Origin of the sequence: Rhodococcus sp. 05-340-2 (assembly GCF_002258915.1) — a bacterium.
Taxonomy (GTDB): Bacteria; Actinomycetota; Actinomycetes; order Mycobacteriales; family Mycobacteriaceae; genus Rhodococcoides.
In genome coordinates, this window is the sequence record NZ_NOYU01000042.1 from 339,953 (window position 1) to 353,732 (window position 13,780).

At 65.4% G+C, this 13,780-nt stretch carries 12 protein-coding genes; 3 read left to right on the top strand and 9 right to left on the bottom strand.

Going from position 1 to position 13,780, the window contains the following annotated elements; translation table 11 throughout:
* Positions 1-16 precede the first annotated feature (16 nt).
* Complete coding sequence (locus CH271_RS26780; RefSeq protein ID WP_037193083.1) at positions 17-250, bottom strand: hypothetical protein; 234 nt, start codon at positions 248-250, stop codon at positions 17-19.
* Positions 251-343: 93 nt separating this feature from the next.
* On the opposite strand from CH271_RS26780, the gene CH271_RS26785 reads away from it, so the two are divergent.
* A complete protein-coding gene (locus CH271_RS26785) occupies positions 344-2,389 on the top strand; it encodes a glycoside hydrolase family 15 protein (protein ID WP_037193573.1) in 2,046 nt (681 codons plus the stop codon).
* Positions 2,390-2,399: 10 nt separating this feature from the next.
* On the opposite strand, the gene CH271_RS26790 is transcribed toward CH271_RS26785, so the two are convergent.
* Together CH271_RS26790 and lepA are read right to left on the bottom strand one after the other, a co-directional pair.
* Entirely contained in the window at positions 2,400-3,407 is a 1,008-nt protein-coding gene (locus CH271_RS26790) for a nitronate monooxygenase (RefSeq protein WP_094635544.1), read from the bottom strand.
* Between the two features lie 154 nt (positions 3,408-3,561).
* Positions 3,562-5,409, bottom strand: coding sequence for a translation elongation factor 4 (gene lepA / locus CH271_RS26795; protein ID WP_052047853.1), 1,848 nt, complete (start codon positions 5,407-5,409; stop codon positions 3,562-3,564).
* Between the two features lie 150 nt (positions 5,410-5,559).
* On the opposite strand from lepA, the gene CH271_RS26800 reads away from it, so the two are divergent.
* Complete coding sequence (locus CH271_RS26800; RefSeq protein ID WP_094635662.1) at positions 5,560-6,129, top strand: type II toxin-antitoxin system PemK/MazF family toxin; 570 nt, start codon at positions 5,560-5,562, stop codon at positions 6,127-6,129.
* Positions 6,130-6,177: 48 nt separating this feature from the next.
* Here the strand turns inward: CH271_RS26800 and CH271_RS26805 are convergent, their stop codons facing one another.
* Genes CH271_RS26805 through CH271_RS26815 form a run of 3 tightly spaced genes read right to left on the bottom strand, consistent with a single transcriptional unit; the run spans position 6,178 to position 9,686 of the window.
* On the bottom strand, positions 6,178-7,008 hold the full coding sequence (locus CH271_RS26805; protein WP_094635545.1) for a transglutaminase family protein: 831 nt from the start codon (positions 7,006-7,008) through the stop codon (positions 6,178-6,180).
* A gap of 8 nt (positions 7,009-7,016) precedes the next feature.
* Positions 7,017-7,991 (bottom strand): alpha-E domain-containing protein, encoded by a 975-nt coding sequence (locus CH271_RS26810; RefSeq protein ID WP_032394562.1) that lies wholly within the window; start codon positions 7,989-7,991, stop codon positions 7,017-7,019.
* Positions 7,992-9,686 carry a circularly permuted type 2 ATP-grasp protein gene (locus tag CH271_RS26815; protein WP_082323755.1) on the bottom strand — a complete coding sequence of 565 codons (1,695 nt, stop codon included), beginning with the start codon at positions 9,684-9,686 and terminating at the stop codon, positions 7,992-7,994.
* Positions 9,687-9,900: 214 nt separating this feature from the next.
* Between CH271_RS26815 and rpsT the strand changes: the two genes are divergently transcribed.
* Positions 9,901-10,161, top strand: coding sequence for a 30S ribosomal protein S20 (rpsT, locus tag CH271_RS26820; RefSeq protein ID WP_027497522.1), 261 nt, complete (start codon positions 9,901-9,903; stop codon positions 10,159-10,161).
* Between the two features lie 81 nt (positions 10,162-10,242).
* On the opposite strand, the gene holA is transcribed toward rpsT, so the two are convergent.
* Genes holA through CH271_RS26835 form a run of 3 tightly spaced genes read right to left on the bottom strand, consistent with a single transcriptional unit; the run spans position 10,243 to position 13,743 of the window.
* The gene (gene holA, locus CH271_RS26825; RefSeq protein ID WP_037193579.1) at positions 10,243-11,211 is read right to left on the bottom strand and encodes a DNA polymerase III subunit delta; all 969 of its coding nucleotides are present in this window, start codon (positions 11,209-11,211) and stop codon (positions 10,243-10,245) included.
* 58 nt (positions 11,212-11,269) lie between these two features.
* Entirely contained in the window at positions 11,270-12,862 is a 1,593-nt protein-coding gene (locus tag CH271_RS26830; protein ID WP_094635547.1) for a ComEC/Rec2 family competence protein, read from the bottom strand.
* The gene (locus CH271_RS26835) at positions 12,859-13,743 is read right to left on the bottom strand and encodes a ComEA family DNA-binding protein (protein WP_094635548.1); all 885 of its coding nucleotides are present in this window, start codon (positions 13,741-13,743) and stop codon (positions 12,859-12,861) included. Before CH271_RS26835 ends, CH271_RS26830 begins: the two co-directional genes overlap by 4 nt.
* Positions 13,744-13,780: the final 37 nt, after the last annotated feature.

A 13,780-nucleotide genomic window follows, 5' to 3' on the forward strand; every position in this document is an offset into this window, starting at 1 on the left:
ACCCGAGACCGTGGCATTACTGTCCATCCTTCGTCGTAGTGGTGGCCGCACCCGAGGGCTCCGCGTCGCGAGCAGCCCGGGCATCACGCCCGAGCAAGTGCAGAACTACCGCCAGCACGCGATCGAAGACACGTGCCAGCAGGAACGCGGTAGGCACGATGACCAGCAGCACGACTACCGACTGTGGCACGAACGGCAAACCCGTCACCCACAGTTCGACGCCGTCCCACCAGCGTGCGATCGATTCCACCCTCGCAGCTTAAACCAGCTCGTTCCGCTCTCGCGCCACGCCGATCGACGACCAGCAGTGGACGCGTGCCGTGGATCGGTCGATGATTACGCCATGACGGCATACGAAGATGTTTCGCCAGTGCCCCCGGTGGCCGACGAGCCCGCCATGGGGTCGGGGCATCCAGGTTTGGGCGGGGTCGAGGTTCAGGGAGCGTTGGGCAGTACCGACGCACCGGTGTCCACCCTGACGTCCTATCGAAGTGCCTTTCCGCCGATCGACGACTACGCCTTCCTCTCGGACTGCGAGACGACCTGCCTGATCGCTCGGAACGGATCGGTCGAGTGGATGTGCGTGCCTCGTCCGGACTCCCCCAGCATCTTCGGCGCGGTTCTCGATCGCAGCGCGGGCCATTTCCGTGTCGGCCCGTACGGTCAATCGGTGCCGGCGGCACGGCGGTATCTGCCCGGTGGACTGATCGTCGAAACGACGTGGCAGACCGAAACCGGTTGGCTCGTGGTCCGCGACGCACTCGTCATGGGACCGTGGCACAACACCGATCAGCGCTCTCGCACCCACAAGCGCGCACCGAGCGACTGGGACGCCGAACACATCCTGCTGCGCACCATCAAGTGCGTCAGCGGCACGGTCGAACTCGAGATGAGCTGCGAGCCGGCCTTCGACTACCACCGCGCGCCGGCGAAGTGGGAGTACACCGGCAAGGTGTACGAGGAAACCACCGCCACCTGCGAAGCCAGTGCGGGCGGAGATCAGCCCACGTTGAAGCTGACCACCAACCTCCGCATCGGCATCGAAGGACGTGAAGCCCGCGCCCGTACCCGAATGACGGAGGGCGACAACGTCTTCGTCGCGCTGTCGTGGTCGGATCTGCCTGCGCCGCAGACCTTCGAGGAAGCCGCGGACAAGATGTGGCGCACGTCCGAGTGCTGGCGGCAGTGGATCACGATCGGCCGGTTCCCCGATCACCCGTGGCGGGGCTACCTGCAGCGCAGCGCCCTGACACTCAAGGGTCTGACCTATGCCCCCACCGGCGCACTGCTGGCGGCGTCGACCACATCGCTTCCGGAAACTCCTGGTGGAGAACGCAACTGGGACTACCGCTACACGTGGGTACGAGACTCGACGTTCGCACTGTGGGGCCTCTACACACTCGGACTCGACCGTGAGGCCAACGACTTCTTCGCGTTCATGTCCGATGTGGCGACCACAGCCAACGGCGAGGTCAATCCGCTACAGGTCATGTACGGCATCGGCGGCGAGAAGACGCTCGACGAGAGCGAGCTGCCGCACCTGTCCGGATACGACGGCGCACGTCCGGTGCGTATCGGCAACGGAGCCTACGACCAAGAGCAGCACGACATCTGGGGCACGATGCTCGACTCGGTGTATCTGCATGTCAAGTCGCGCGAGCACGTCCCCGAATTCCTGTGGCCCCTGCTCAAGCGACAGGTGGAGGAGGCGATCGCCAATTGGCGCAAGCCCGATCGCGGCATCTGGGAGGTGCGCGGTGAACCGCAGCACTTCACCTCCTCGAAGCTCATGTGTTGGGTCGCGCTCGACCGCGGTGCCAAGCTCGCCGACATCCACGGCGAGAAGGAGTATTCGGCCAAGTGGAACGAGATCGCCGACGAGATCAAGGCGGACATTCTCGAGAACGGCACCGATTCTCGGGGTGTCCTCACTCAGCGCTACGGTGACCCGTCGCTCGATGCGTCACTGCTGCTCGCACCGCTGCTTCGATTCCTGCCTGCCGAGGACGAACGCATCCGTGCGACGGTGCTGGCCATCGCCGACGAGCTGACCGAGGACGGCCTGGTCCTGCGCTACCGAACCGATACCACCGACGACGGTCTGGCGGGCGAGGAAGGGACATTCACGATCTGCTCCTTCTGGCTCGTATCGGCGCTGGTCGAGATCGGCGAACTCCCGCGCGCCAAGCATCTCTGCGAGCGTCTGTTGGGATACGCGAGCCCGCTCAAGCTCTACGCCGAGGAGATCGACCACCGCACCGGCCGTCACCTCGGCAACTTCCCGCAGGCTTTCACGCACCTCGCACTCATCAACGCGGTGGTGCACGTCATCCGCGCCGAGGAAGCCCAGGTGTCGGGGCACTTCCAGCCTGCCCACGCCAACCCCTGAGAGTTCGGGCTCAGCGGCCGAGTTGCTTCGCCCATTCGGCGATCAACTCGGCTACGGGTGCCGCCTGTGTACGGCGGAAACCGGTGCCGGCCCACATCGACAGTCCCGACGGATCCCCTGCCGCTGCGGCCTTGGCGCGCATCGGTGCCGTCAGGTAATGCAGATCGGGATACGCCAGCGGTGCTGCGTCGGAGTTCTCACGCATGAACTCGTTGACCAGCCCCCGCGCAGGGCGACCGGAGAACGCCTTCGTCACCGCGGTGTCGGGAGCGACGGTCAGTTGCTCTCGGTGCACGGGCTTGGTCCCGGCTTCCGGCGTGTTCAGAAACGCCGTACCGAGCTGCGCGGCATGCGCGGCACCCGAATCCAGCAGTGGCGCAATGTCGTTGCCATCCATCAGTCCGCCCGCGGCGATCCGCGGTAGATCGGATATTTCACGCACTGCGATCAGCAGTTCGGTCAGAGGCTCGTCCGGGGCCGAGCCGTCGAAGGTGCCTCGATGACCGCCCGCTTCGGGTCCCTGCACCACCAGCGCGTCAACCCCGTTGGCGGTGGCCACCGATGCGTCCGACGCGGTGGCGACGGTGGCCCACACCTCGGTTCCCACGGCGTGCAACTGGGCGACCTCGTCCGCGTCGAACGTCGCGAACGTACTCGACACCAGCGGTACCGGGTGCGCCAGCAGCCAGGCGAACTTCTCGGCGTAGAAGTCGTCACGTCGAATCAACTCTCCCGGCTCTGCGTCGAAACGCTCGAACCAGGGTGCCAGGTGCTCGGCATAGGACTCCACATCCGCACCCGATGGCTCCTCCGGCAGGAAGAGATTGACACCGAACAGCAGACCGCGCATCGAATCGATCTGCGCCGCAAAGGCTTCGGGCGTCAACAGCGCACCGGCAATCATGCCGAGTCCACCTGCCTCCGACACCGCACGGGCGAGTTCAGGAGTACTCGGACCACCTGCCATCGGCGCACCGACAACGGGAACACGCAGCTGCTTCAGAATCGGCGTCGTCACAGATTCGAAATGTACTCGCCCGCCATTTCCGACAGGGTTCGGTGGGGACCGCGCGCCCCTACTGACAACTGCGCGCCCCTGTTCTGTGGCGAGCGGGGGCGCGCAGTCGATAGAAAGGGTGTGAGGTCAATTCCTGCAACCCGGAACTGCTGCCCTACTTCTTCGGCTTGTCCGAGGAAGATTCCGAGGACAACGCGGCGACGAAGGCTTCCTGCGGCACCTCGACGCGACCGATCGTCTTCATCCGCTTCTTACCCTCTTTCTGCTTCTCGAGCAGCTTGCGCTTACGGCTGATATCGCCGCCGTAGCACTTGGCCAGAACGTCCTTGCGGATCGCGCGGATGTTCTCGCGGGCGATGATGCGAGATCCGATGGCGGCCTGGATCGGCACCTCGAACTGCTGACGCGGAATCAGTTCCTTGAGCTTGGTCGTCATCTTGTTGCCGTAGGCAGCAGCAGCGTCCTTGTGCACGATCGCCGAGAACGCGTCGACGGCCTCACCCTGCAGCAGGATGTCGACCTTCACGAGCGCCCCGCTCTGCTCGCCGATCTCCTCGTAGTCGAGGCTGGCGTATCCGCGTGTCCGCGACTTCAGGATGTCGAAGAAGTCGAAGATGATCTCGGCCATCGGAATGGTGTAACGCAGTTCCACGCGGGTCTCGGACAGGTAGTCCATGCCGCCGAGTTCGCCACGTCGTCCCTGGCACAGTTCCATGATGGAACCGATGAACTCGCTCGGCGAGATGATGGTGCACTTGACCATTGGCTCGAACACCTCGCGCGCTTTGCCCTCGGGCCAGTACGACGGATTGGTGACGATGTGCTCGGCACCGTCTTCCATCTCGACGCGGTAGACGACGTTCGGCGAGGTCGAGATCAGGTCCAGGTTGAACTCTCGCTCGAGCCGCTCGCGGGTGATCTCCATGTGCAGCAGCCCGAGGAATCCGCAGCGGAAGCCGAATCCGAGCGCCACCGAAGTCTCGGGCTCGTACGTCAGTGCAGCATCGTTGAGCTGCAGCTTCTCCAGAGCGTCGCGCAGGTCGGGGTAATCCGAACCGTCGAGCGGGTAGAGGCCCGAATACACCATGGGACGGGGTTCGCGGTAGCCGGTCAGCGGCTCGGTCGCGCCCTTGCGGAAGGTGGTGACGGTATCGCCGACCTTGGACTGACGGACGTCCTTCACTCCGGTGATCAGGTATCCCACTTCGCCGACACCCAGGCCCTTGGTGGCCTTGGGATCGGGCGAGACGATGCCGACCTCGAGCAGCTCGTGGGTCGAGCCGGTCGACATCATCGTGACCTTCTCGCGCGGGTTGAGCGCGCCGTCGACCACTCGCACGTACGTGACGACCCCGCGGTAGGTGTCGTAGACCGAGTCGAAGATCATCGCGCGGGCCGGGCCGTCCGGGTTGCCGACCGGGGCCGGAACCAGCTTGACGACCTCGTTGAGCAATTCCTCGACGCCGACACCGGTCTTGCCGGACACGCGCAGAACGTCGTCGGCCTCGCACCCGATGATGTGGGCGATCTCGGCGGCGTAGCGGTCCGGGTCGGCGGCCGGCAGGTCGATCTTGTTGAGCACCGGGATGATGGTGAGCTCTTTGTCGAGAGCGAGGTACAGGTTCGCGAGCGTCTGCGCCTCGATGCCCTGCGCAGCGTCGACCAGCAGCACTGCCCCTTCGCAGGCCTCGAGTGCACGCGATACCTCGTAGGTGAAGTCGACGTGGCCGGGCGTGTCGATGAGGTGCAGGACGAATTCGTCACCGTCGACGACCCACGGAAGTCGCACGTTCTGCGCCTTGATGGTGATGCCGCGCTCGCGCTCGATATCCATCCGGTCCAAGTACTGCGCGCGCATCGACCGGTCGTCGACGACGCCCGTGAGCTGCAACATCCGGTCGGCCAGCGTCGACTTACCGTGGTCGATGTGGGCGATGATGCAGAAGTTCCTGATCCTGGACGGATCGGTGAACGTCGTGTCGGCGAAGCTGGGCACTCGTATCCTTCGGCTGGCGTGTTCGAAATGAGCGAACGGGTTTCTCTATCGTCCCACGCCGAGAACGGTGCGCCGTCCCCGGCTGTCCGACTGGGGTGTTCACGTCGCCGCGGTTCGGGCGATGAGCAGCAGCGTCTGCATCGCTACACTCGCCGCATGGCTGGCAACTGGAGCAGATTCGGCAAGGAACTGGGCAAGATCGCGATGCGCGAGGGCCCTCGGCTACTGCGTCAATTGCAGAAGTCCGGTGCCGTGCAGAAGGGCAAGGACGCGATCAGCGGGACGGTCACGCGCACATCCGCCCCGACTCCTCGTCCTGGACGTCCGGTGGCGTCGCAGACCAGGCCTACGGCACAACGAGCCCGCACCATCGAGTACTCCCCCGACCTGGACGGCAAAGCCGACCCCGGCGAAATCGTCTGGACCTGGGTCACGTACGAGGAGGATGCCAGCCAGGGCAAGGACCGCCCGGTGTTGGTCATCGGACGCGAGGGCAACGATCTGCTCGGCCTGATGTTGTCGAGCCAGAGCAGCCGCGACGGAGACCGTGACTGGCAGTCGATCGGATCCGGGGCCTGGGACGCCGAGGGCCGACCGAGCTGGATTCGCCTGGATCGAGTTCTCGACGTGCCCGAGGACGGTATCCGACGCGAGGGCGCAATTCTGAGCAAGCCCCAATTCGATTCCGTGGCAAACAGACTGCGCCGCGACTTCGGCTGGAACTGATGTGTGCGCGTTGTGCGCCCATGAAAGGGCGCACAACGCGCACCGAGCTCAAGCCAACCGCGTGATTTCCACGACCACGTCGAGAGCCGTCGAACCGCCGCCGGAGAAGATGCCCTTGAGCGGGGGGACGTCGGCGTAGTCGCGGCCGAGTCCGACCGACACGTGCTGCTCGTTGACGGCGATGGCGTTGGTCGGGTCGTAGCCCCACCACGCCCCGGTCCAGGCCTCGATCCAGGCGTGGCTCTGGCCTTCCACCGTCGCACCGATCGCGGCCTGTTTCTTCGGGTGCAGGTAGCCGGAGACGTACCGGCTGGGGATGCCGACGCTGCGCAGCATCAGCAGCGTCAGGTGGGCGTAGTCCTGGCAGACGCCCTTCTTCTCCGACCACGCTTCCACGGCCGAGGTGTGCACGCCGGTGGTTCCCGGCACGTAGGACATCTCCTGGTTGACCCAGTTGGCGATCTCGACCACCGATTCCTGCGGCGGTAGGCCCTTCGACAGCTTTTTCGCCACCGACGCGAGTTGCCTGTTCTTCGGCACGTACTCGGTGTTGTCGAGGACCTCGTTGAAACGGTCGATGACCGGATCGCTCGCGAGTTCTTCCCAGGAGGCGTTCTCGTCCGGGTAGACGAAGGGGTCGGTCTCGACCACCGACGATCCGGTGACCTCGAGCTCGGTGTGCGGTGCGTGCAGGTCGAACGCCGTCACCGCAGTGCCCCAGTAGTCGGTGTAGCGATAGGAACGCGTCACCGGGTTGGTCTCGACTCGGTTCAGAATCACGTTCTGCCGATTGTCACTTCGCGGCGTCAACCGAGCCTCGTTGTACGACGACGTCACCGGTGCGTCGTACTGATAGCCCGTGGTGTGCACGACACGCATACGCCAGCTCACAGTTCACCTTCCAATTGATCTTCGAATGTTCCGGAGCCGGCGTCCGTCCACGCAACCCACGGAGCGGCGTGGAAATACTGCTTGGAGATCGCATCACCGAGCTCACGGCAGGTTTCCTGCAGAGAGAGCAGGCGCTCCTGCAGATCGTCGAGAATTTCCCCGGGACGGAGGAATTCGAGTTCGCTGCGAGCGCGACCGAGTAGGCGCTGCGCTTCGGCGCGCGCACCGACTCGACTGTTGGGCTGATGGTCGAGCTGATCCAGCGAACGTTCCGCCTCGTTGAGTGCGTAGAACACCGATCGCGGAAAGAGCCTGTCCAACAACATGAATTCGAGAACTCGCTGGGCGTCGAGCGCGCCGCGGTAGGTGCGCAGGTAGGTGTCGTGGGCACCGGCGGAGCGAAGCACAGTGACCCACGCCGGCGACGACGGCCGGTCACCGGCTCGCGAGAGCAACAACCGAACGATCATGTCGATGCGCTCGACCGAGCGACCGAGCAGGAGGAAGCGGTAGCCGTCGTCGTGACTGAGGGTGGAGTCCGCGAGACCGGCGAACATCGCTGCGCGCTCTTCGATGTAGCTGAAGAACTCGGCCGGGCCGGTGCGCTTGGACGCCCTGATGCGCTCGTTCAACCCGTTGTACGTGGTGTTCAAGCACTCCCACATCTCACTGGACGTGACTTCACGCGCACCGCGGGCGTTCTCGCGCGCGCTCGACAGTGAGTCCACGATCGAACCCAATCCGTCTCGGCTGAAGGCGACGACCTCGGTGAGCGACCACACGTCGAGCGAGACGTCCGGCTCGTGCTTGAACCCGAGCACTCGCAACAACACTCGCGAGGTGTGGTCGGGATCGACCGTGGCGTCTTCGAGAAGCTGGTGGACGGTGACGTCGAGAATGCGGGCCGTGTCGTCCGCTCTCTCGACGTACCGCCCGATCCAGTAGAGCGACTCTGCGTTGCGCGCGAGCATTTACTGTCCACCGCCGTTCGAGTCCGAGTTCGTTGCTTGCTGCTGTTGCTGTTGCTGTTGCTGATTCATCTGCTGGTCCATCGTCAGCTCGGGGCCTTGTTCGGCCATCGGTGACTCCGGCGGAACGCTGACGATCTCCTCGCCTGCGAGCTCCTGCTCCTCCTGCGACGTTCGGGTGGCCAGAACCCAGGTGTCCTTGCTGCCGCCGCCCTGGCTCGAGTTGACCACCAGAGAACCCTCCGGCAACGCCACCCGAGTGAGACCGCCGGGCAACACCCAGACGTCGTCGCCGTCGTTGACAGCGAACGGCCGTAGGTCGACGTGGCGGGGTACCAAACGGTCGCCGATCTTGGTCGGCACCGTCGAGAGCTGCACGACGGGCTGCGCGATCCAGCCGCGCGGATCCGCGCGAACCTTCTTGCTGATGGTCGCGAGTTCCTTCGGTGAAGCGTCGGGTCCGAAGACGATGCCGTAGCCGCCCGAGCCTTCCACCGGCTTGATGACCAGTTCGTCGATGCGGTCGAGAACTTCCTCGCACTCGTCGTCGAGCCAGCACCGGAACGTGTCGACGTTGGCCAGCAACGGCTTCTCGCCCATGTAGTAATCGATGATCGTCGGAACGTAGGTGTAGACGAGCTTGTCGTCGCCGACGCCGTTTCCGACGGCACTCGAGATGACGACGTTGCCTGCGCGGGCGGCGTTGACCAGACCTGCCACTCCCAGCACCGAGTCGGGACGGAACTGCATGGGGTCGAGGTAGTCGTCGTCGATACGTCGGTAGATGACGTCGACCTGACGCTCGCCCTCGGTGGTGCGCATGTAGACGATGTTGTCTCGGCAGAACAGGTCTCGTCCTTCGACGAGTTCGACACCCATCAGTCGCGCGAGCAACGAGTGCTCGAAGTACGCCGAGTTGGCCACGCCTGGAGTGAGAACCACCACAGTCGGGTCGGCCTCGTTGAGGGCGGCGGATGCGCGCAGTGCTCGCAGCAGGTGCGAGGCGTAATCGCCGACGGCGCGGACGCGGTGGCTGGCGAACAGGTCGGGGAACACCCGGGCCATGGTGCGCCGGTTCTCCATCACGTAGGACACGCCCGACGGCGACCGCAGGTTGTCCTCCAGCACTCGGAAGGTGCCCTGAGCGTCACGGACGAGGTCGATGCCGGCGACGTGGATGCGCACACCGTTGGGTGGCGTGATGCCGACCGCTTCGCGGTGGAAATGCTCGCAGGAGGTCACCAGCCGCTTGGGTACCACGCCGTCGCGCAGAATTTCCTGGTCGCCGTAGATGTCGGCGAGGAACATCTCGAGGGCTTTGACACGCTGCTTGATGCCGCGCTCGAGTCGTGACCATTCCCCTGCTGCGATGACGCGGGGAACCTGGTCGAGCGGGAAGGGGCGTTCCTGACCGGACAGGGAGAACGTGATGCCCTGGTCGATGAAGGCTCGTCCCAGCGCGTCGGATCTCGCGTCCAGGTCCACCGCGTTCGCCGGGGCGAGTGCGGTGTGGATGCCCTTGTACGGAGTTCGGGTGCGCCCGTCCGCGTCGAACATCTCGTCGAAGGCGAGACTGTACTTTCCGACGTCGGAATACCCTCCGAACACTCCGTCGGCTTCGGGTTCGACACGATCCGCTGTCTTGGTTTTGGTCGCTTTGGCCTTGGTGGTGGCAGGCGTTGCCGATCGCGGACTCATTCTGGCCATGTTGCTACAGAGACAGGAGTTAGGCGCGGTAGAAGCGTTAATTTCTTGAAACGCATCGTCACCCCACTCCGGATTGGGTTCTGGCCGACCGTGCTGGTATTCTCGATCTTCGGCGCAGGGCTCCAACGCTCAGCAGCAGACTTCGGGCATTCCAGCATGGATCGCCCTGACCGGAATACCGACGAAGACGACAAGGATTTTACGCGTGGCCAATATCAAGTCCCAGAAGAAGCGGATTCTCACCAACGAGCGTGCACGCCTGCGCAACCAGTCGGTGAAGTCCTCGCTTCGTACCGTCATCCGCTCGTTCCGCGAGGCACAGGCTGCGGGCGACAAGGACAAGGCTTCCGAGATTCTTCTCGATGCAGGCCGCAAGCTCGACAAGGCAGCCAGCAAGGGCGTCATCCACAAGAACCAGGCAGCCAACAAGAAGTCGGCACTGGCTCTCGCAGTCAACAAGCTCTGATACATCACTGAGCTCGATCGAGCCCGCCGCATCCGACCAGAATGCGGCGGGCTTTTTCGTGCTCTCTGCACTCTGCCGACGTCACCTACCCAGTGATGCGACCTCGGCCACTGCTCTCTCCACCGCGTAGTCAGCATCCGCTGCTTGACCTTTGACGTCGGCATTGAGCTGCGCGACAACGCGCAGCGCCTGTGCGATCGATCGGCCGTTCCAGCCGCGCGCCTGACCCTGCGCCTTCTTGATCTTCCACGGCGGCATACCCAGCTCCCCTGCCATTCGGAAGGGGTCGCCGCGGCCCGCCGAGCCCACCAGCGCAATGGTGCGAACGGCATCGGCCAACGCGTCGGCGAGCAGCACGTGCGCCACGCCCCGGTGCATCGCCCAACGTAGAGCCTCCAGAGCGCCGGCACGGTCACCGATCACTGCTTTGTCCGCGACGTCGAATCCGGAGACCTCGGCCTTGCCGGAGTAGTAGCGACGCACCGCGGCGAGGTCTACCTTGCCGCCGGTGTCGGAGACCAATTGCGAACACGCCGAGGCAAGTTCACGAAGTTCGTTGCCGACGGACTCGACGACCGCCTCGATGACGTCGCCGCTCACCCGGACGTCTGCGGTACGAAATTCTCCGCGGACGAAGTCGATGCGTTCGGCGGGCTTGGTTAGCTTGGCGCACTCGTGCACCTGTGCTCCGCATTTCTGCAGTGCACCGACCATCGCCTTGGCCCGGCCGCCGCCGGAGTGCATGACCACCACCACAGCACCCTCGGGCGGATCGGTCGCGGCGTCGAGTACCAGTGCGGCAGCGTCCTTGCCTGCCTCGGCTGCGGCCTCGAGCACGAGAACACGGTCCTCGGCGAACAGCGAGGGACTGAGCAGTTCGGCGAGTTCCGGGGCACTGGCATCACCGGTGCGCAACCGCGTGACCGGCAGATCCTCCCCCGGAATCGCAGCATTCGCACGCACCTGAGCCACGATCGCGGCTACCGCGCGGTCCATCAGAAGTTCCTCGTCGCCGAGAACCAGATGCAGAGGAGCCACACTCGAAGTCACGACCATGATCGTGCCATGCGTGGCCGACACTGCGACCATCCGCTCGAAGTCCGAGCACTCACCACAGAACGTGCGCCGTCCACAATGCGAGTGCCGCCAGGGCCACCGCCGCGGCCACCCACCGGAACACGATGAAACGCAGGGCCGCCAGCAGGGCGGCAGTCGACAACGCTGCCAGCGCTGCGCCCCGGACGCCGTCGGGGACCACAACGCCCGCTACCGGCACCGACGCAGCCTCCTCCGCCACCGCGATCAACCACCACAGTGGTGCGGACGCCAGCTGCGCCACCAGTTCCGCGAGCGACCCGCTGACGGTGGCGATCACTGCTGTGACGATCCCCACCACCGTGATCGGAGCGACGACCGGTGCCGCCAGCACATTCGCTGCGACGCCCACCACGCTGAACGTTCCGGTCATGGCCGCGACCACCGGTGCCGTCACCGCGTGTGCCGCCGCTGCGACCGCCACCACCTCCGCTGCCGCCCTCGGCCACCCACGTGCGCGAAGCCAGTCGACCCAGATCGGAGCGACGAGCACGAGCCCCGCGGTGGCGAACACCGACAGTACGAATCCGACATCCACCGCCAGCCTCGGCCACCACGCGAGCAGACCCAACACCGCGCCGCACAGCGCCGGAACCGCCTGCCTTCGTCGGCCGGTGACCAACGCCACCAGACCGATCGACCCCATCACTGCCGCCCGCACCACACTCGGCGACGGCCTGGCCACGATCACGAAGGCCACGAGTACGACGAACGCCATCGCGACCGTCGCGCGGGGCCCGATTCCGATTCCTCGCAGCACCAACAGAACCGCCCCGATCACGATGGAAAAATTTGCGCCCGACACAGCTGTCAAATGCGTCAGCCCGGCCGCCCGGAAGTTCTCGGTGACCGTCTCGTCCAACCTGGAAACGTCCCCGACCACGAGACCGGGTAGCAGACCTGCACGATCCGGTGGCATCGAATTCTGCGCGACCGCAGCCAGATTCGACCGGAAGGTGCCGGCGGTAGCAGAGATCGCCCCGGGCTCGTTCACGGTGACGGGCGGACCCGAAGTGCGGATGACGGCCACGCTCATGTCCGGTCGAAGCGGCACACCGAGCCTGCCCCGCACGGTGACCTCCTGGCCCGGCAGCAATGCCGACCAACTCGATTCCGGGGCGATGATCGACACCCGTCCGCCGACGTACAGCGCCTCACCGCCGACGTCCACGCGAGTCATCTCGGCCTTCGTCATCACCATCGAGGGCCCGGCCGACAACAGCAGGCGTGGGTCCTCCTCCAGCCGCACCGACGCGGTCACCCACGCCCGGTTCTCCGCCGCCGCAGCGACGGGATGTTCTGCCAACGAGCGCATCTGGAGCCAGGTCGCTCCCCCGAAGCACAATGCCAGCACGATCACCGCGACCGCACCGGACCGACTCGGCCCCGGCCAGGCGTGCCGAATCGCCAACCCGTGCAGTGATACTGCGACGACCAGCACCACCGCAACCGCAGACGCGGTAGCAGCGAGAGCAGCACCCGGGCCTCCGAAAATTCCGATCGCGGTGATCGACCAGCACACCGCAGCGGCCGGAACCAGACGCACATCGAACGGCAGACGATCCTCGGTCTGCGGCGCACCGGTCGACGCGGTATCGGTGGTCACCCGACATGCACCAGGTCTCGGATCTTCGCCAATCTGCCGGGCCCGATCCCGTCCACCTCGGACAGCTGATCCACGGTTGCGAAGCGGCCGTTGGTCTCTCGCCAAGCGACGATCGAGGTTGCGGTGACCGGCCCGACCCCGGGCAACGCGTCCAGTTCCGCGACGGTCGCGGCATTGAGGTCCACCGTCCCGCCGGGCGCGGCACCTCCGACACCGGACGGTGCGCCGTCGCTACCGCCTGTCGATGTGCCGACTTCGGATGTCGTACTGCTCACCGGTGGAGCTGCCTCCGGCGGCACGACTCCGACGACGATCTGATCACCGTCGGCGACTCGCGCGGCCATGTTCAGCGCCAGCAAGTCCGCACCCTCGACTGCGCCACCTGCCGCGGCCACCGCGTCGGCGACTCGCGAACCCGGTTGCAGCCGAACCAATCCGGGGCGCGTCACGAGTCCGACGACGCTCACCACGAGTTCGGCCTCGGCGCTCGGCACAGAATCGACTGCGTCGTCGGTATCCACCGTTCCATCGGTATCCACCGTCTCGGTCGCGACCACAGCGAGCGGCGGCGCAGGCGCCGGAGTCGGTGCGTCTCGAAACACCGCGAATCCCGCCACCAGCACGACGAAGACCCCGGCCGCCGCCATCGCCACTGCCCCCTGTTTCCCCGGGTCGACGCGGGCAGATCGCCACCGCGATGGCAGCAGGGTCGACCACGGGGTGCCGGTTCGTTGTGCTTCCGGCAGCAGCCAATCCGGTTCTGTGGACCCGGCGTCGGATCGCGAATCCTCGGGCCCGACGCGATCGTGGGCGGAATCGTGTTGTCTGCGCACGGAGTTCAATCGCGCCACCGTGTGCGCCCGATCGTCGTTGCCGCCCATGCTCGAGGACGCTAGTGCCCGCGATCGGTTCACTCAC

What these genes read in the sequence shown, in the direction of transcription:
- CH271_RS26785 (WP_037193573.1), top strand. Translation starts at nt 344, where the DNA reads ATGACGGCATACGAAGATGTTTCGCCAGTGCCCCCGGTGGCCGACGAG.
- CH271_RS26800 (WP_094635662.1), top strand. Translation starts at nt 5,560, where the DNA reads ATGGCTGGCAACTGGAGCAGATTCGGCAAGGAACTGGGCAAGATCGCG.
- CH271_RS26805 (WP_094635545.1), bottom strand. Translation starts at nt 7,008, where the DNA reads ATGCGTGTCGTGCACACCACGGGCTATCAGTACGACGCACCGGTGACG.
- CH271_RS26810 (WP_032394562.1), bottom strand. Translation starts at nt 7,991, where the DNA reads ATGCTCGCGCGCAACGCAGAGTCGCTCTACTGGATCGGGCGGTACGTC.
- CH271_RS26815 (WP_082323755.1), bottom strand. Translation starts at nt 9,686, where the DNA reads ATGAGTCCGCGATCGGCAACGCCTGCCACCACCAAGGCCAAAGCGACC.
- CH271_RS26835 (WP_094635548.1), bottom strand. Translation starts at nt 13,743, where the DNA reads ATGGGCGGCAACGACGATCGGGCGCACACGGTGGCGCGATTGAACTCC.